11 protein-coding genes are annotated in these 16,771 nt (G+C 50.2%); all 11 read right to left on the bottom strand.

Features of this window, described 5'->3' with window-relative positions:
- Window positions 1–566: 566 nt before the first annotated feature.
- The 11 genes from DXC51_RS20395 to rfbB all read right to left on the bottom strand — a co-directional run bounded on the left by DXC51_RS20395 (window position 567) and on the right by rfbB (window position 16,374).
- Complete coding sequence (locus DXC51_RS20395) at window positions 567–1,538, bottom strand: glycosyltransferase family 2 protein (RefSeq protein WP_117545280.1); 972 nt, start codon at window positions 1,536–1,538, stop codon at window positions 567–569.
- Entirely contained in the window at window positions 1,535–2,890 is a 1,356-nt protein-coding gene (locus tag DXC51_RS20390) for a glycosyltransferase (protein ID WP_117545279.1), read from the bottom strand. The genes DXC51_RS20395 and DXC51_RS20390 overlap by 4 nt, the downstream gene beginning before the upstream one ends.
- A 195-nt stretch (window positions 2,891–3,085) precedes the next feature.
- Window positions 3,086–4,813: a phospho-sugar mutase gene (locus DXC51_RS20385; protein ID WP_025488567.1), complete on the bottom strand. Its 1,728-nt coding sequence runs from the start codon at window positions 4,811–4,813 to the stop codon at window positions 3,086–3,088.
- A gap of 127 nt (window positions 4,814–4,940) precedes the next feature.
- Window positions 4,941–6,938, bottom strand: coding sequence for a glycosyltransferase family 2 protein (locus tag DXC51_RS20380; RefSeq protein WP_117545278.1), 1,998 nt, complete (start codon window positions 6,936–6,938; stop codon window positions 4,941–4,943).
- 96 nt (window positions 6,939–7,034) lie between these two features.
- A complete protein-coding gene (locus DXC51_RS20375; RefSeq protein WP_181970145.1) occupies window positions 7,035–9,029 on the bottom strand; it encodes a glycosyltransferase family 2 protein in 1,995 nt (664 codons plus the stop codon).
- Complete coding sequence (locus DXC51_RS20370) at window positions 9,026–11,071, bottom strand: class I SAM-dependent methyltransferase (protein ID WP_243003241.1); 2,046 nt, start codon at window positions 11,069–11,071, stop codon at window positions 9,026–9,028. Before DXC51_RS20370 ends, DXC51_RS20375 begins: the two co-directional genes overlap by 4 nt.
- A 44-nt stretch (window positions 11,072–11,115) precedes the next feature.
- Complete coding sequence (locus DXC51_RS20365) at window positions 11,116–12,555, bottom strand: ABC transporter ATP-binding protein (protein WP_021638984.1); 1,440 nt, start codon at window positions 12,553–12,555, stop codon at window positions 11,116–11,118.
- 37 nt (window positions 12,556–12,592) lie between these two features.
- Window positions 12,593–13,618 carry an ABC transporter permease gene (locus tag DXC51_RS20360; RefSeq protein ID WP_117545275.1) on the bottom strand — a complete coding sequence of 342 codons (1,026 nt, stop codon included), beginning with the start codon at window positions 13,616–13,618 and terminating at the stop codon, window positions 12,593–12,595.
- 14 nt (window positions 13,619–13,632) lie between these two features.
- Window positions 13,633–14,187 carry a dTDP-4-dehydrorhamnose 3,5-epimerase gene (rfbC, locus tag DXC51_RS20355; protein ID WP_021638982.1) on the bottom strand — a complete coding sequence of 185 codons (555 nt, stop codon included), beginning with the start codon at window positions 14,185–14,187 and terminating at the stop codon, window positions 13,633–13,635.
- Window positions 14,188–14,253: 66 nt separating this feature from the next.
- The gene (gene rfbA, locus DXC51_RS20350) at window positions 14,254–15,123 is read right to left on the bottom strand and encodes a glucose-1-phosphate thymidylyltransferase RfbA (protein ID WP_117545300.1); all 870 of its coding nucleotides are present in this window, start codon (window positions 15,121–15,123) and stop codon (window positions 14,254–14,256) included.
- 174 nt (window positions 15,124–15,297) lie between these two features.
- Window positions 15,298–16,374: a dTDP-glucose 4,6-dehydratase gene (rfbB, locus tag DXC51_RS20345; protein WP_035323537.1), complete on the bottom strand. Its 1,077-nt coding sequence runs from the start codon at window positions 16,372–16,374 to the stop codon at window positions 15,298–15,300.
- Window positions 16,375–16,771 lie beyond the last annotated feature (397 nt).

Raw genomic sequence — 16,771 nt, 5'->3', positions numbered from 1 at the left:
CCCCATATACAAATTGTATTGTACAATAATAATCTTAAAAGCACAACTTAAATTTTCCTTAATCGCCATTTTACGACAGTGTGATGTTGTATCTGTGGTGCGTTAGGTATTGTTGCCCGGTATGGGTCCGCTTCGGATGGGATGGGGCATGGGAGAGGGGGATTTTCAATTGCCATATCAGCCTTGGGCTGTTTCTAAAAGCCTGAAACGGCAGCTTGGGCGACCTTGATACGGCAGGAACTCGTCGCTGGCGCTCCTCAGACAGCTGCCGTATTGGCAGGTTAAGCTGCCGTTTCAGGCTTTAAGAATCAGCTCCAAGGCTTCCCAGGCATTTGAAAATCCCCCTCTCCCATGCCCCATCCCATCCGAAGCGGACCCATACCGGGCGGCGATAGCTGATGTACCACAGACATAACGCCGGAGAGTTTTCAAAAGCCGGTTATGAGTTGCCGGAGCAGATTGAGGGAGGCTAAGGTGTGTCTTATATTAAGATGTAATTGGTTGTCTGAAAGTTTTAAAAATCAAAATATTTTTCCGGCGGTTTGTGTGCTTTTTAAGCCGGCGGCTTATATACGGCGGAACATGTTGAGCCAGAGTTCCAGCTGTATGGTTATATAGTGCCCGAAATTGGCGGGTTTGAAACGGACTTTTCGGGCGCGGGCTTCGGGCGTTGCGCAGAGTCTGAAGCCCTGGCCCATGCCCTTGAGGTATACGCCTCCATAGCCTTTGGCGCAGAAGAAGAGGATTTTCAGGAAAAATCCTGCGGCCAGGAAGGGGAGGTTCAGCAATAACTGGAAGAATGGCATGTTTTTGTAAATGAGGTATATGTTATTCCTGGAGGAGTGGGCAATTTTAAAAGGGTTGTAGCGGGAACCAGTGGTGGCGCTGCCGGCATGGTACACCCTGGCAGTGGGTTCGTAACAGTTTTTATAGCCCAGGATTCGGGCGCGGTAGCCAAGATCCACATCCTCCAGGTAGGCAAAGTGGATTTCGTCCAGTAGCCCGGTTTTTTCCAGGTATTCCCTGCGGTAGAGGGCGGCGCCTGCACATGCGGAGAATACGGGCACGGGAGCATTGTAGTCGGCGGATGGCCGTCCCTTTCCTATTGCATAGGCCCAGCCAAGGGCGCTGTAAAGATCTCCGGCGCCGTCCATGACGTCCGGCTGTGTCATGGAAAGCATTTTGGTTGCGACGGAAAAAAGGGCGGGATCGCTGTCCATGCGGCGTTCCAGCCTGCGGATGCAGCCGGGATCCACGGTGGTGTCATTGTTCAGCAGGAAGACATAAGGAGTTGCCGACTGTCGGATTCCCTCGTTTACAGCCTCCACAAAGCCTTTGTTTTCCGGAAAACGGATAAGACGTACCCAGGGAAAAAGACGTTCCGCCATTTCCGCGCTGCCGTCGTCGGAACCGTTATCAACGATAATGACTGCAAATGTGGGTCCGCCGTGCTCCGGGAAGCAGTGTTCCAGGGAGCGGAGGCAGTTTTCCAGATATTGTATGCCGTTATAATTGGGGATAACTACGGTTGTTTTCAATGGATTCCCTCTTTCCTGTCCGGATCCCACAGAATGCGGAAGCCTCGTTTTCTTAAGGTCAGGCAGAAGGCAATGCTTGTCCTGACCGGATCGGCGCCGGCGCGTATTTCCTGCAGGGCCAGATCCAAATCCTTCCTGAATTCAGGCCGGACCTGCATGGTGCGGATGTCTGCGGCCTCCACATCCTGGGTGAGGACCGCCCGGTGCATGTACCCGCTGAAGCGGCGTTTAAGGCCGTCATAGCGCATGGTAACGGTGGAATCGGGCGCTTCGTCGTAAATTCCGCTCACCAGACGGCCATTTCTGGAAGGGAGGGGGCCGGCTACAGCGCCCAGATCACTGCGCTGGCTGAGCGCGTCCGGCATAAACTCCAGGCGGTAAAAGCCCAGGTGCCTGGTATCTTCCGCCTGCACTTTCCAGCCGTGTTCCCTGCCAAAATCCTCAAGGGCTCTCCTCCCCGCTTCATAGGCATAGGTCTTGCTGGCAGGATTGGAGGCCGTGGAATTACGGTGGCAGCGCCAGTGGTAGAGGATCTTTGGGATATGGACATAGGCTTCCTCGGGCGTCCCTTCAAGAACCTGTCCCGCCGCGCGAAGCACCAGATCATAATCCTGTGCGCCGTCAAATCCGGTGCGCAGACGCAGACGTTTCATAACCGCAGCGTCCATCACCAGGAAATGACAGATATAATTATTAGACAGCAGCAGATCCAGGTTAAAGTCCTTTTTTCTGTGGGGCTCGTAGGTATTCTGCGCTTCGCCGTCACATTTATCTTCATCGGAATACAAAAATACGGGATGTATTCCGTTTTGTTCCTGTTTTTCCAAGGCGCAGGCCATTTCGTAAAGAGCGTCCCGGGTGAGAATATCGTCATGGTCAAGAAGGCCGATATAGGCTCCCTGTGCCAGTTCTATCGCCGCATTGGTATTTCCGGCAATTCCATCATTCGAGGCCAGCCTGATGTAGCGGATTCTCTCATCAGCCCTGGCTTCGGCCGCTTTTCTGACACTGTCTCCCGTGCCCGCATCCGCCAGGATAAGCTCCCAGCAGGGGTAGGTCTGTTCCTGAAGGGAATCCAAAAGCTCCTTCAGGTAAACAGGATCTGTTTCATAAGCCGGCACCGCAATGCTGAAGAGCACCGGATCAGGCCAGCTGCGTCTGCGCTGGGCATCCAGTTCTGTCTCAGTGGGCGGCTGGTACCGGCTGCCCGTACCATTGCCTCCGGCCTCCTCCGCCTGGGAACGCTCCTGTAAAATACGTTCTTCCACGGCAGAAAATGCCGCGCCCAAGCCGTTTTTTTTCAGATAACGGAATGCCTTTGTGAAATTGGACAGGTTCAGAATATGTCCCATGCAACTCTCCTGTTTTTAAACTCTAAAGTGCAAGAAGCGGTGTCCACCCGAAAAAGAACGGATGGGCACCGATACCTGCCGGCTTTCTGCGCCGTGATATTCATTACTGTAAAAATAAGCTTCCGTCAGGGTACTGCGCATACACTGCGCAGTCCGTACACGTAGAATAATAACGTCCCTGCAGCTTCCCTTGCTTTATGCTTCGATCACTGCCTTCAGTTCTTCCGTCAGCTTTTCGTTCTTAGCCTTCGCATCCTCCAGGCTGGTTCCCTTAACGCCCATGTAGAATTTGATCTTGGGTTCGGTTCCGGAAGGTCTTGCACAGCACCAGGAATCGTTGGTCAGGTCAAAATACAGGACATTGGACTTGGGCAGTCCCGTAGGGGTTTCTTTCCCGGTTGCCAGCTCCCTGGTAATTCCTGTCTCGTAATCGCGGACATTTACCACCTCCAGCTCTCCAAAACGGGCGGGAGGATTCTTTCTCAGCTTATCCATCATTTCCCCGATCTGCCTGGAGCCGTCGATGCCCTTTAAGGTAATGGTGTACAGATCCTCTTTAAAATATCCGTATTTTTCATAGAGGGCAAGCATCTGATCCCACAGTGTCAGGCCGTGCTTCTTGCACCATGCAGCTACTTCACACAGACACATAACCGCCACAACGGCATCCTTGTCTCTCGCGTGGGTTCCTGCCAGGCAGCCGTAGCTTTCCTCCAGGCCGAATACGTAGTTGTTGGAGCCGGTCTGCTCGAACAGCTTGATCTGTTCCCCGATAAATTTAAAGCCTGTGAGAACTTCAATCAATTTTACGTTGTAATCCGCCGCAATGGGGTCTGCCATATTAGTGGTAACGATGGTTTTCACCATAGCCGGGTTGGCGGGCATGGTCCCTGTGGCGGTGCGTTCCCTCAGGATGTATTCCGCAATGAGCATGCCGGACATGTTTCCTGTAAACGGCACATATTCACCGCTCTTTGTATCCAGCGCATAAATGCCCAGACGGTCGGCATCCGGATCGGTTGCCATCACGATATCCGCATTTTTTTCCTTAGCAAGCTTCAGCGCCAGCGTAAATGCCTTGGGATCTTCCGGATTGGGATAATCCAGCGTGGTAAATTCGGGATCAGGAAGCTCCTGCTCCGGAACCACATATACATGCTTGAAGCCCAGCTCGGAAAGCACTCTTCTGACCGGCTTGTTGCCCGTGCCGTGGAAGGGGGTGTATACAATCTTGATATCATCAGCCATTTCCTGAATCACTTCGGGATGGATGATCTGTTTTTTCAGCTCTACCATATAAGCATCGTCGATTTCGGAGCCGATTACCTGGTAAAGCCCTGCTGCCGCGGCGGCATCCTTATCCATGGTCTTCACATCGGCATAATCGGTAACCGCCTTCACCTCATCGATGATTTCCTTATCCTTGGGCGCGGTCACCTGGGCGCCGTCCTCCCAGTATACCTTATAGCCGTTATATTCCGGCGGGTTATGGCTTGCCGTTACCACGATTCCGGAGATGCAACCCAGGGTGCGCAGCGCAAAGGAAAGCTCTGGTGTGGGCCGTAATTCATCAAAAACATAGGCCTTAATGCCGTTGGCCGCCAGGCACAGAGCCGCCTCGTCCGCAAATTCAGGGGACATGAAACGGGAGTCATAGGCAATTGCCACGCCCTTTTTCTCTCCGCCCTGCTTTAAAATATAGTTTGCCAGGCCCTGTGTGGCCTTTCTTACCGTATAAATGTTCATGCGGTTGGTTCCCGCGCCGATTACGCCGCGCAGGCCGCCGGTGCCGAATTCCAGTTCCTTATAAAACCGGTCCTCGATCTCCGCTTCGTTTCCTTCGATTCCCTTCAGTTCCTCTTTTGTCTTCGGGTCAAAATAGGGAGCTTCCAGCCAGAATTTGTATTCCTCCATATATCCCATGTGTTTCTCCTCCTTTTCTTCCGCTTCCGCGGGCCTGTGCAGCAAATGTGCCGCCCCGCCGGGCGGTTATCTCTGATCTCAATCGTTGAAGAAGTCATACTGTCCTTGTTCAGTATACTACATTTTTTTATACCCGTAAAGAAAAGTCACTTTTATCCATCGTAAAATTCGGGTTGTAATAGGGATCCCCCGCCTCCAGCTGCACCTTCCACTTTTCCCGGAAACGGGCGGATTCCTCATTATAGCGCGCCGCCTTTTCCCCATCCGTATCAAGTCCCCTGGACACGGATTCATAATGATACAGCTCCGCAAAAGGGGTGAATACGTTCAGATAGCCCAGCTGCCGCAGCTTCAGGCAGAAATCCACGTCGTTGAGGGAAACGGCAAAGCCTTCGTCCAGGCCGCCGGCTTCTTCATACAGCTTTTTTTTCACCATAAGGCAGGCCCCGGTTACCGCGGAAACGTCCTGCGCATAGCAAAGCCTTCCCATATACCCCAGGTTTTCCCGTTTCTGACGGTAATGTGTATGCCCCGCCGTCCGGTGGGCGCCAAGGCCGATTACCACGCCGGCATGCTGGATGGTCTTATCCGCGTAATACAGCTTTCCGCCCACAGCACCCACATCCTCACGCTGTGCGTACATAAGCAGTTCCTCCAGCCAGTTTACGGTTATGACCTGCGTATCGTTATTCAGAAGCAGGACGTAATCTCCCGTGGCCGCGCCCACTCCAAAATTATTCACGGCAGAGTAATTAAAGGCCCCCTTGAAGGTTACAATTTTTATGGAAGGATTGTTCTTAAGCTCCTCGTAATAGGAGAAAATCTCCTTTGTTTCACTGTTATTTTCCACAATGACGATTTCGTAATTGTCATAGGTGGACTTCTCTATAATAGAAGTAACACATCTGCGCAGATCCTCCACATGATCCTTATTGGGGATGATAATGGATATCTTCGGATCCCCGATGATTTCATAGGTGATCTTGAAAATGGTCTCAAAGGCCCTGGTGCTTGTGATGGTAAAATGCTCAAAACCATGCTTTCTCAGATGATCCGCCACCGCACCCCTTGCCGATTCAATGGCGTAGGGCTTGGCTTCGATTCCCGAGGCGACGCTACCTGCGTGCAGTCTCCAGTAATACAAAAGCTTTGGCACATGCACCACATGCTCCGCCTTATCCGTAAGCCGCAGAATCATATCATGATCCTGGCTGCCGTCGAATTTCGTGCGGAACAGCTCGGTCCCATCCAGAAGCTTTCTGGAAAAAACGCTGAAATGGCAGATATAATTATTGGCCCGCAGGTTGTCGATAGCGTAGTCCGGTTTAAAATGCATGGTAATCATCTGGTTGATGTCGCCGTTTTTAAAGGTGGCTTCATCACAGTAAACGTAATCCGCATTTTTCTCATTGATTGCCTTGACATATTCAAAAAGCACACAGGGATGCAGCATATCGTCATGATCAAACAGGCCGATATATTCTCCCGTGGCCATTGTCAGGCATTGGTTGGTATTTCCTGCAATGCCTTCGTTCTTTTCCAGCTTCCTGTAACGGATTCGTTCATCCTTCCCCGCCAGCTCCCTGCAGATTTCTCCCACATAAGCATGGGCATCATCCGAACCATCCGCGAGGCACAGCTCCCAGTTCCCATAGGTCTGCTTCTGCACGGAGCCGATCATGTCCCGCAGGAAATTTTCCGGCGTATTCCAGAGAGGGGTCAGGATACTGATTTTCACCATATTGGGAAAAACGGTTTCCTCCTGCCGCTTCCTTTCCTCTTCCGAGGGGAAGCTCTCCGTACCGTAATGCTTCATGGCCTTGCGTTCATTGGCTTTATACTTCATCTTCGTCACAACACCGCCGATGCTGCCGCAGTTTTTCACACGGTCCACCTGGCGGATGGCAAAATGCATGCATTTGCGCAGCGGCGTGCTCGCTTTCCAGACAGGGTTGTTTTTAATTCTGTCCAGCTTGAACTGCAGGTCATCCACCTGATCCTCCAGCTCCGCCACACGGCCCGCAAGATAGGTGCTTTTATAATGCTCCTGCTCGTAAGCCTCTTTATAATCCTTTTCCGGCACGACCGATTCCTGTCCGCCGTTCTTTTCTTTCTTCTGATCCATACGAATTGTCCTGCTCCTCTCAAAGTACGGTGCATCCGGCCGCCTTCCTTTTCATACAGCCGGACGGCCGACGGCCGACATCCTCACAGCTGCCGCTCAGTGTACGATTTCCATGGTTTCCGCCGTCCACTGATACAGCTTCTGCCTGGAACAGCAGTCCTCCCAGAGGAAGCCGATGCGGTATTCCCCTTCAGGCAGCGCCTCTCTTCCAAACTGCAGGCATACGCCTGTAAGCGCCACCATCTGCAGATGGCCCAGATTTTCCTGGATATCCGGCCTGTACTGCCTGTTGACGGGCAGCTTCCACACAGCGCCTTCCTCCCCACCATTCTCCGCCGACGGGCCGTCGCCCCGATCCACCGGCTTTAACAGAAGGTTAAAACGATACTGGCTGTTGTCCACCTGAAGCGCATAGCACCAGCCCTGGATAAAATAATTTCCGCCGCCGCTGCGGCCGGTTTCCCATTTACACAGATCACCGGCAAATTCAATCCCCATGCGCAGCACCTCATTGCACCACTCCGGACGTAAACCATCCCGCAGGCTTTCCGGCTCCACGGTATCCAGCCGATCCGTATACTCATATCTGTTTCCGGCGTAAAATTCCTGATCCAGCACATCCTTCACCAGATATCTGTGGTAAAAAGGATCCCGTCCGTAAATATCCGGATGCAGCTCATAAAGCATGTTCAGCTCCTGATGGAGGCGTTTCAGCTTCTCCACGCTGTCGTCCATGCCCCGGCTTAAGGACTCATGATGATAAAGCGCCACATCATTACAGATCACATTATAATAGCCCATCTCATAGACATGATAGCAGAATTCCACATCATTAAAGGCCACGCGCAGCGCCTCGGACAGACCTCCGGCCTCCTCGTATATACTTTTTTTCACAAGCAGGCAGGCCCCGGTCACGCCCAGCACATCAAAGGCCAGACGGTTCCTGAGGAAATAATAATCCGTCCTGTCATCCCGAAACTGCAGCTTATGGGCCGGGCCAAGACGGATATTGGTGATGCCGGCATGCTGGATGGTATGGCTGCCCGGATAGAAAAGCTTCACACCCACCGCCCCCACATGGGGAAGCACGGCCTTACGCATCATTTTTTCCAGCCAGTCTTCCTGGATAATTTCTATATCATCATTCAAAAGCATTACATATTCGCCGCGCGCCAGCCCCACGCCTTTGTTGCACATGGCGGAAAAATTAAATTCCATGGGCTCATACACATAACGGAACCGGCACTCCGGCGTCATCAAGGACAGCATGAGTTCAATGCGCCTCCGGTTCTTTTCACTGCTGCCGTTATCTACGACGATGATTTCAAAATTACGGTAGGTGCTGGCTTCCATCACGGAATGGATACATGTGGACAGGACGCCCGGATTGTCCTTGGAGGGAATCACAATGGAAACCATGCCTTCCGCCTTCAGGGGCCATCCCCGTCTTATGTATGCCGCGCTTTTGAGCTCTTCATATTTTTCTTCCATACCGAAAGGACGGATGGGGCTTGTATTATGGAAAAGCACGCTGTCAAAATGGCAGGCCTCCCCCGCCTTTTCCACCGCCTTCAAACAGAAATCATACAGATTGCTTCTGAAATCCCCGGAGCCCAGCCACGGGATATCCTGGAGGCTTTTAGTCCTCACCGCAAAGAGGTTCCCGAAATAAAAATAGGAAATCAGCGTATCCGGGGACCAGTCCGGCTTCAACCATGGATTCCGGCGCCTGGGTTCTCCTGAAGCGCTGTCGATTTCATCCTCGTCCGCATAAACCAGCAGCGCCTTTGGATGTCTGGCAAAATAATCTGCAAGAAGGGCCATTTCTTCCTTCTCCGGTTTTCCGCCGTCCCCATAGAACACCGCAATGTCCGCCTCAACCTCCTTTAAGGAAAACTTTTCCCCGCAGCCGCTATAGGCGATATATTCCATGGAAAGATCCTGCCCGAGCAGGACAGAGCCTTCCCTTTCCTGCTGTTCCTTTTTCAGAATCCAGTCATGATAGGCAACCGTCTGACTTACGATTCTGTTTTCATATTTTAAAGTCTGTCGTCTCCGCATGGGAGCCTGCAATATTTTCTTCAGGTTCAAAACCAGTGCCTCCTTTTGAGATTGGCATCCACCGCGGACGCCGTTTCCTCCGACAGCCATTCTATCTCGAACTCCACCTCTAAAATCCCGTCGCCGCCCTCCGGCACTTTATCCAGCCGGATATTGATGTTGGGATCATTGCTGTGGAAAAAGAATACGGGATGGGGATCCTTTTTCGGCGTCAGCTCCCATCCGTTCATCGCCAGATAAGCCGGATCCGACAACGGCAGCTCCATGCCGTTCAGCACGGCGCTCTCCATGCGTACAATACAGGAGCTTTCCGCAGGATCGATACGGATTCCCCTGACGCCCTCCTTCACAGGCACACTGATACGCATGTGATCATCCACAAGATAGCTTGGAAAATGATGATAGGAATGCTCCGGGCTGTAGCCCGCGCCGTAATCTTCGAATATCTCCACCTTTTTGCGATCAAGCCTTGAAAAAAACTCCTGCCAGGGGATCGCCCTCCTGCCAAGCAGCACCCGCATATCGGAAACTGACACACGGTTGCCCGTAACGGCCTTTTGGAAACGCCGTTCCCTGGCCCGGTATTCCTGCGCCGCCTCCTCGCTGATTCCCAGTTCCTTCAGGAATTCCTCCACAGGAAGTCCCTTACGCTTGCCGTCTCCCATCTGATAGCAGTACAACGCACGGAAAGCCAGCGCATTGGAATCCACACATTCCTCAAAGGTCCACTCATAATCAATCAGGTTCCAGCGGCCCTCTTTATCTACAATAATGTTTCCGAATACCAGATCATAATCCGATACCGGCACCTGCGCCCTGTAACGGATTTTATCCAGATATACCCCGAAAAGGCTGCGGAAGCAATTCATGTCCTCCCGATCCAGACAGTCATCCATCATTTCCTCCAGCGTACAGCCCTCCAGGTATTCAAGCTGTACTTCCGGCAGGCCCTTCCCGTCCTTTATCAGATGACATTCATTTATAAAAAGTCCGCTTCCTTCGTATCTTTTTTTCAGTTCCTTATAAAATTTCGCTATATTTTCCACATGCTCGGCCGCTGCCGGGGAATCCGGTATTTTGCGGACGACACGCCTTTTTTCCTGCTCCACAATATCCGTACGGATAGCATAAATATCCGCCCGGTCATTGGAGAATTTCGTATAAACGGTGTCCGGCGCAGGCCCTGTCATCACCAGGTAGGAGTTGCTGTACATGGGGAATATGCCTTCCCGGATCACCATATCAAAGGCATTTTTCTCATCGAAAAGAAGCATTCTGTCCGCATCGAAATTCCGCAGGTTCTTGCTCAGCTCGCCCACCTTGGGAAGGCGTCTGTCGGAATAAATGGTGTCGGCAAATTTATAATCCGGGTAAGGGTAGTAAAAATGATAGTCCGCAACACCGCATTTACGCATCAGCTTCTCCAGCCCGTTCCTGGTAAAGGTGCGCACCACGCCGCCGTCAGGATAATCCTCAATCCCCGCGAAAAACCGGGATAAATGATCCTCCGCGCAGCCGGCCCAGTACTTCATCCCCATCTTGTTTTCAATGGCGATGACCAGGTTGCCGTCCTTTTTTACATGCTTCTGGTTAATGTTCAGGAAATCCTCAAAGGGCGTTTCCGTGGGAATGTAGCTCTGCCCGTATTCGAAAACGCCTATCAGCAGGACATAATCGTAATCGCAGGGCAGAATCGGTTCTATATCATTGAAATTCCCCACATAAATCGTTACATTGTCATATTCCTGGTTGCGATAGGCATTGATGAGACTCCTCTTTTTGGATAAATCCACACAGGTGACACTGCCGGCCTTACGGGCCAGCACTCCTGTGACCGCTCCCATACCGCTGCCTACCTCCAGCACCTTCGTATTTTTATCCATGGGAAGCCAGGCCGCAATATTTTCCCGCTGCGGCGAAAGATGATAAAACACAGGCCAGCTGCGCTTTACCTCTATTTTTTTCTGGTATTCCTCCGGCGGATAATTTTTTACAATATCCAATATTTCATCCTCTACCGTTCCGTCACAGTAGAAGTCTTCTCCGGGGTAAAAGGATAAGTCCAGTTTCACTTTCCCTATCTGCTCAGTCATCTTTGGCCCCTGCCTTTCGCACTCTATAATCTGGCAACCTTCACATCAGATTCCATATCGAAGTATCCCACCGTATCCCTGTCGGAAATCACGGTCAGGTTCATAATATCATACAAACGGTGGTACACCGTAAAGGAATCTCCCTTATATCCGGTCACTCCCAGGGACAAAAGGTAATCGCCGCCCTGCAGCCTCACCTTCTGTGAAAAAGTAATTTCCAGCTCTTCCCCGGCCTTTACCCCTTCCAGGAACGCCCGCTCCACCATGGTATTCGTCCCGGTAATTTCCACGCCCTTGATATTTTTAATGGAAAGCGCAAAAATCGGCGCGGGCACATCCTCGTGGATATGCACCCTCATATGCATGGTAAAGGGATCACCCTTCAATATGGTTGTTGTCTCCACACCATTTCCGTCCGTTACATAATAATCTATAATCTCCGCTTCCTTCGTTCCGTATTCCAGCGCCTGAGGATTTACTCCCTGCGCCTGCGTGCGGGGATGCTTTTTCAACGCAGTCCGACCTGACTTTTCACTGGCGGAGGCTTCGTTTTCCGCGCTGTTGTTTCCTTTACCGTTGTTTTCTTTACTGTTGTTTTCCTGAGCGCTGCCGTTTCCGAAAACATTCTCATTGACCGTACCGCCGTCCGCCTTTGCTGCAGCGGCCCGTATGTCCTTATCCTGAAGCAGTCCGCCTTTGCCGCCTGTTTCGGGCATTTCATACTGTCCCACCAGCACACGCTTGTAGGCGTCAATCATTTCCTTGGGGCTGCCCTCACCCAGCTTTACGCCCTGATTGAGCAGTACGGCCCGATCGCAGTATTTGCTGATGGCGCTCAAATCATGGCTGACAAAAAGAATGGTCTTTCCCTGCTTCTTGAATTCTTCGAACTTATGATAGCACTTTGCCTGGAAAAAAACATCGCCAACGGAAAGCGCTTCATCCACAATCAGGATTTCCGGATCGATATTGATGGCCACAGCAAAAGCCAGCCTTACAAACATACCGCTGGAATACGTTTTGACGGGCTGGTATACATATTCTCCGATATCCGCAAAATCCAGGATATCCTGAAGCTTTTCATCTATTTCCTTTTCTGAAAACCCGATCATGGTTCCATTCAGATATACGTTCTCAATCCCGTTGTACTCCATGTTAAAGCCGGCGCCCAGCTCCAGCAGCGCGGAAATCCGCCCGTTGACTGCCACCACGCCGTCCGTCTCATTGAGTACGCCCGTAATGATTTTAAGAATTGTGGATTTACCGGAGCCGTTGGTACCGATTATCCCCACGCATTCCCCCTGATAAATATCCAAATCCACATTACGCAGGGCATAATGCTCCCTGTACCTTTTCTTGCGGGCCAGGCCCAGGGAATCCACCAGACGGTCCCTGTTATGATCATAGAGTTTATATACTTTATTTAAGCCCTCCACATGGATGGCAAGCTGTCTTTCTTCCATTTTTGCTCCCAACTGCGCGTTTTTGACGATACGGCGCTTACATGATATCCGCGAAATGCACCTTCAGGCGTTTATAAACAAGCGCGCCGATACAGAACAGCACCACCGTGATAATCCAGAAATACATCGTGGAATAAAAATCCTCCCAGAACCACTGTTTCTCATAAATGGAGCTGCGGTAGCCTTCCACAATATAGACAAGCGGATTGATTTTCACCAGCATCTGTGCCTTTTTGCTCAAAGTCCCCAGCTGCCAGAGAACCGGAGTCGCCCACATGCCTATCTGCAGGCCAATGCCCACTATCTGCTGAAGATCGCGGAAATAAATGACCACGGAGCAGGTGGTATAGCTGATGGCCAGCACCAGGGCAAACATACAGAAGCTGTAATAAAAAATCTGGAGCGTATACAGGCTGGGGGTAAAACCATAAAGAAAGGCTATGGCTAAAAGCACCAGCACAAAAAAGCCATGGATAAACGTGGCTGCAATAATTTTAATAATAGGCAGAATACTTATTTTAAATACTACTTTTTTTACCAGATATTCATATTCCAGCAGCGCCATCATCCCATTAGTGAGCGCTTCGGAAAAATAAAACCAGGGTACCAGCCCCGCTGTCAGAAATACCAGGTAAGGGACTTCAATCCCATCTCCCAGAAGCTGCGCCTTCTGCGGCATAATTACCTGAAATACCACATAATACATCGCCACAGTGACTACCGGCTGCACCATGGCCCAAATGGCTCCCATATAGGAACCTGCATACCGGCGCTTAAAATCGTTCTTCGCCAGACGCCATATCAGACGCCGGTTCTGGTAAAGCTCAAACGGGAGGAGGATTATCTTATCATAAAATTTCAGTACAGCTACTACCGCCACCACAATTAACGTGCAGGCGATGATCTTCTTTATCAGCTCGTCCATCTGGTTTGCCAGCGGATTATGGTAACACGCAATAATCACCCCCATGATTAACATTACGAGGGTGAATATAGTTAGTCCTGTCTTTTTGCTGACGCCCTGTCTGAGCGCGGGCTTCTCTTTTCTCTTCTTGTTATTCATTCCTGTTTTCCGGTTCACTCCGCTTTATACTCTTTGATTCCGCCCCATTTAGTATCCTTTTCAGACTGGATCAGCTCCATACCTTCGGGAATAGGCCATTCCACGCCGATATCCGGATCATTCCATGCAAGGCCGCCTTCATCATTCGGATGATAGAAATCCGTACACTTATAGGCAAATTCGGCATAGTCAGAAAGCACCAGGAAGCCATGGGCAAAATTCTTCGGAATAAAAAACTGCTTTTTATTCTCTTCTGTCAGAAGCACGCCGAACCACTTTCCGAAGGTGGGGGAATCAGCTCTTAAATCCACCGCCACATCATACACCTCGCCCTTCAGGACGCGCACCAGCTTATCCTGGGGATAATGTATCTGGAAATGAAGGCCTCTGAGCACTCCTTTTTTTGAAGCAGACTGATTATCCTGCACGAATATCTGATCGATTCCTGCCTCTTTATAATCATTATAATTATAGGTTTCCATAAAATATCCGCGGTTATCGCCGAAAACGGTGGGCGTAATCACCTTCAGCCCTTCAATTTCACATGTTTCTACCGTAATTTTTCCCATTTCTGTAATTCCTCGTTTCTGAAATCAATATTTTGCTTTAGCACAGCCGCCCGCTAAAGGAAGCCTTTACAGTCCGTTGGCAACCTCTACCATGTATTTTCCATAATCCGTTTTCATCAGCGGCTCTGCCAGCTTCAAAAGCTGTTCCCTGGATATAAAGCCGCGCTTAAAGGCAATTTCTTCAATACAGGAGATATACAGGCCCTGTCTTTTCTGGAATGCGGATACGAAATCCGCCGCATCCAGCAGGGAATCGTGGCTTCCCGTATCCAGCCAGGCAAAGCCCCTTCCCAGAGTTTCCACACGAAGAGTCCCCCTGCGCAGGTACTCATTGTTTACAGCCGTAATTTCTATCTCTCCTCTTGCGGAGGGCTTTACGCTCTTTGCAATTTCCACCACATCATTATCATAAAAATACAGCCCGGGAACCGCATAATTGCTCTTGGGATGCTCCGGCTTTTCCTCAATGGAAAGTGCCTTTCCGTCCTCATCAAACTCAACTACGCCGTATTCCCTGGGGTCGCGTACATAATAACCGAAAATTGTAGCTCCCTTCTCCCGGGAAGCAACGGTCCGCAACACTTTGGAAAAACTCTGCCCATAGAAAATATTGTCTCCCAGTACAAGCGCCACGCTGTCTTTTCCGATAAATTCCTCTCCGATAATAAATGCATCCGCCAGTCCTCTCGGAGCTTCCTGTACGGCATAGGATAAAGTCAGCCCAAGCTGCTCTCCGGTCCCTAAAAGTTCCTTAAATATCGGAAGATCCCTCGGTGTGGATATGATGAGGATTTCCCGGATATCCGCCAGCATTAATATGGATAGAGGATAATAAATCATCGGTTTATCATATACCGGCATAATCTGCTTGGATATTGCCTTGGTCAGCGGATACAGTCTGGTTCCGCTTCCTCCTGCAAGAATAATTCCTTTCATGGTCGTGCTGCTCCTTTCAGAGGCCCTTTTTCTGCCGGGCCGTTCATCACTTACCTGAAACCTTATCTCATAAAGCACTGCAGTGGTGCCGCCAAATAAAGGCTGTCACACTGCAGTGTCTGCACTGTCTTAATTAAATGACATTGCCCGCTGAACTGTTACGAACCGCTACCATTATTTGTACATCTCGTTGTAATATTTCTGGTAATCACCGCTGGTAACGTTTTTCATCCAATCCTCATGCTCAAAGTACCATGCAATGGTCTTCTTTATGCCTTCCGCAAACATGGTTTCCGGTTCCCAGCCGATTTCCGCCTTGATCTTATCCGGCGCAATGGCATATCTGCGGTCATGGCCCTTGCGGTCCTCCACATAGGTAATCAGATCTCTGGAAACCAGCGCCCTTCTCGGATCGTCCTCAGCCAGCATTTCCTGGAGGGTATCTATGATAATCTCAATGATCTGTATATTCTGCTTTTCATTATGTCCACCGATATTGTATGTTTCAAAAAGTCTGCCGTTCTCCTGTACCATATCGATGGCCTTTGCATGATCCTCAACGTACAGCCAGTCACGCACATTCTTGCCGTCTCCGTAAACGGGCAGCTTCTTTCCATGAAGCGCATTGTTAATAATCAGCGGAATGAGCTTCTCCGGAAACTGATAAGGGCCGTAATTGTTGGAACAGTTGGTAATGTTCGCCGGGAAATGATAGGTATCCATATAGGATTTAACCAGCATGTCCGAGCTGGCCTTACTTGCGGAATAGGGGCTGTGAGGCGCATAAGGAGTTGTCTCGTAAAAATACTCACCCTCATTTTCCAGGGAACCGTATACCTCGTCCGTGGATACATGAAGGAATTTCTTCCCTTCCTTAAAGCTGCCGTCGGGATTCTCCCATGCCGCCTTGGCACAGTTCAACATGACTGCAGTGCCCAAAACATTGGTCTGGACAAAAATTTCGGGATTGCGGATGCTTCTGTCCACATGGCTTTCCGCCGCAAAATGCACCACTCTGTCAATGTCATTTTCCGCAAAAATCTTTTCAATCGCTTCCTTATCACAGATGTTGGCTTTAACAAAGGTATAGTTCTCCCTCTCCTCCAAATCTTTCAGATTTTCCAGATTGCCGGCATAGGTGAGGGCATCCACATTGATAATCCGGATTTCGTTGTCATATTTCCTGAACATATAGTGGATGTAATTGGAACCAATAAATCCTGCGCCGCCTGTTACCAAATAAGTTCTCATATTTTTCTCCTTTGTCTCCGCCTTAAAAATTAAATGCCCTGCAGCCGTTCTTTCTGCCGGAATCCGGCCGGTCTTCTTTTGCACCGCAGGCTGCAGCCGCTTTAAAAAGCTGTTAAACAGGCAGAGAAACTGACATTAAGCTTAATTTTAATTAGTATACCACAAAATTCTTGTTTTACCAAATAAAACCTTGAAAATGGTAGTTATTCATAATAGTTCAGGCAGGTTTGCGCAGTGAATGCGCAAACCGTGAGAAAACGTGGTAGAAGCAAACATCCGCCCCCCTCGCCGAAGGCGATTTTTAATGGGCGGATGCAGTAACAGTTCGGACGAAGGCTGAACTGTTACTGCAGTTCAGAACCTATACTGTTATGTTTCCCTGTCAAAATTTATGCTT

This window comes from Eisenbergiella massiliensis (genome assembly GCF_003435485.1).
This window is presented reverse-complemented; position numbering and strand designations above follow the sequence as displayed.

What these genes read in the sequence shown, in the direction of transcription:
- DXC51_RS20380 (WP_117545278.1), bottom strand. Translation starts at nt 6,938, where the DNA reads ATGGATCAGAAGAAAGAAAAGAACGGCGGACAGGAATCGGTCGTGCCG.
- DXC51_RS20390 (WP_117545279.1), bottom strand. Translation starts at nt 2,890, where the DNA reads ATGGGACATATTCTGAACCTGTCCAATTTCACAAAGGCATTCCGTTAT.
- DXC51_RS20360 (WP_117545275.1), bottom strand. Translation starts at nt 13,618, where the DNA reads ATGAATAACAAGAAGAGAAAAGAGAAGCCCGCGCTCAGACAGGGCGTC.
- rfbB (WP_035323537.1), bottom strand. Translation starts at nt 16,374, where the DNA reads ATGAGAACTTATTTGGTAACAGGCGGCGCAGGATTTATTGGTTCCAAT.
- rfbC (WP_021638982.1), bottom strand. Translation starts at nt 14,187, where the DNA reads ATGGGAAAAATTACGGTAGAAACATGTGAAATTGAAGGGCTGAAGGTG.
- DXC51_RS20385 (WP_025488567.1), bottom strand. Translation starts at nt 4,813, where the DNA reads ATGGGATATATGGAGGAATACAAATTCTGGCTGGAAGCTCCCTATTTT.
- rfbA (WP_117545300.1), bottom strand. Translation starts at nt 15,123, where the DNA reads ATGAAAGGAATTATTCTTGCAGGAGGAAGCGGAACCAGACTGTATCCG.
- DXC51_RS20365 (WP_021638984.1), bottom strand. Translation starts at nt 12,555, where the DNA reads ATGGAAGAAAGACAGCTTGCCATCCATGTGGAGGGCTTAAATAAAGTA.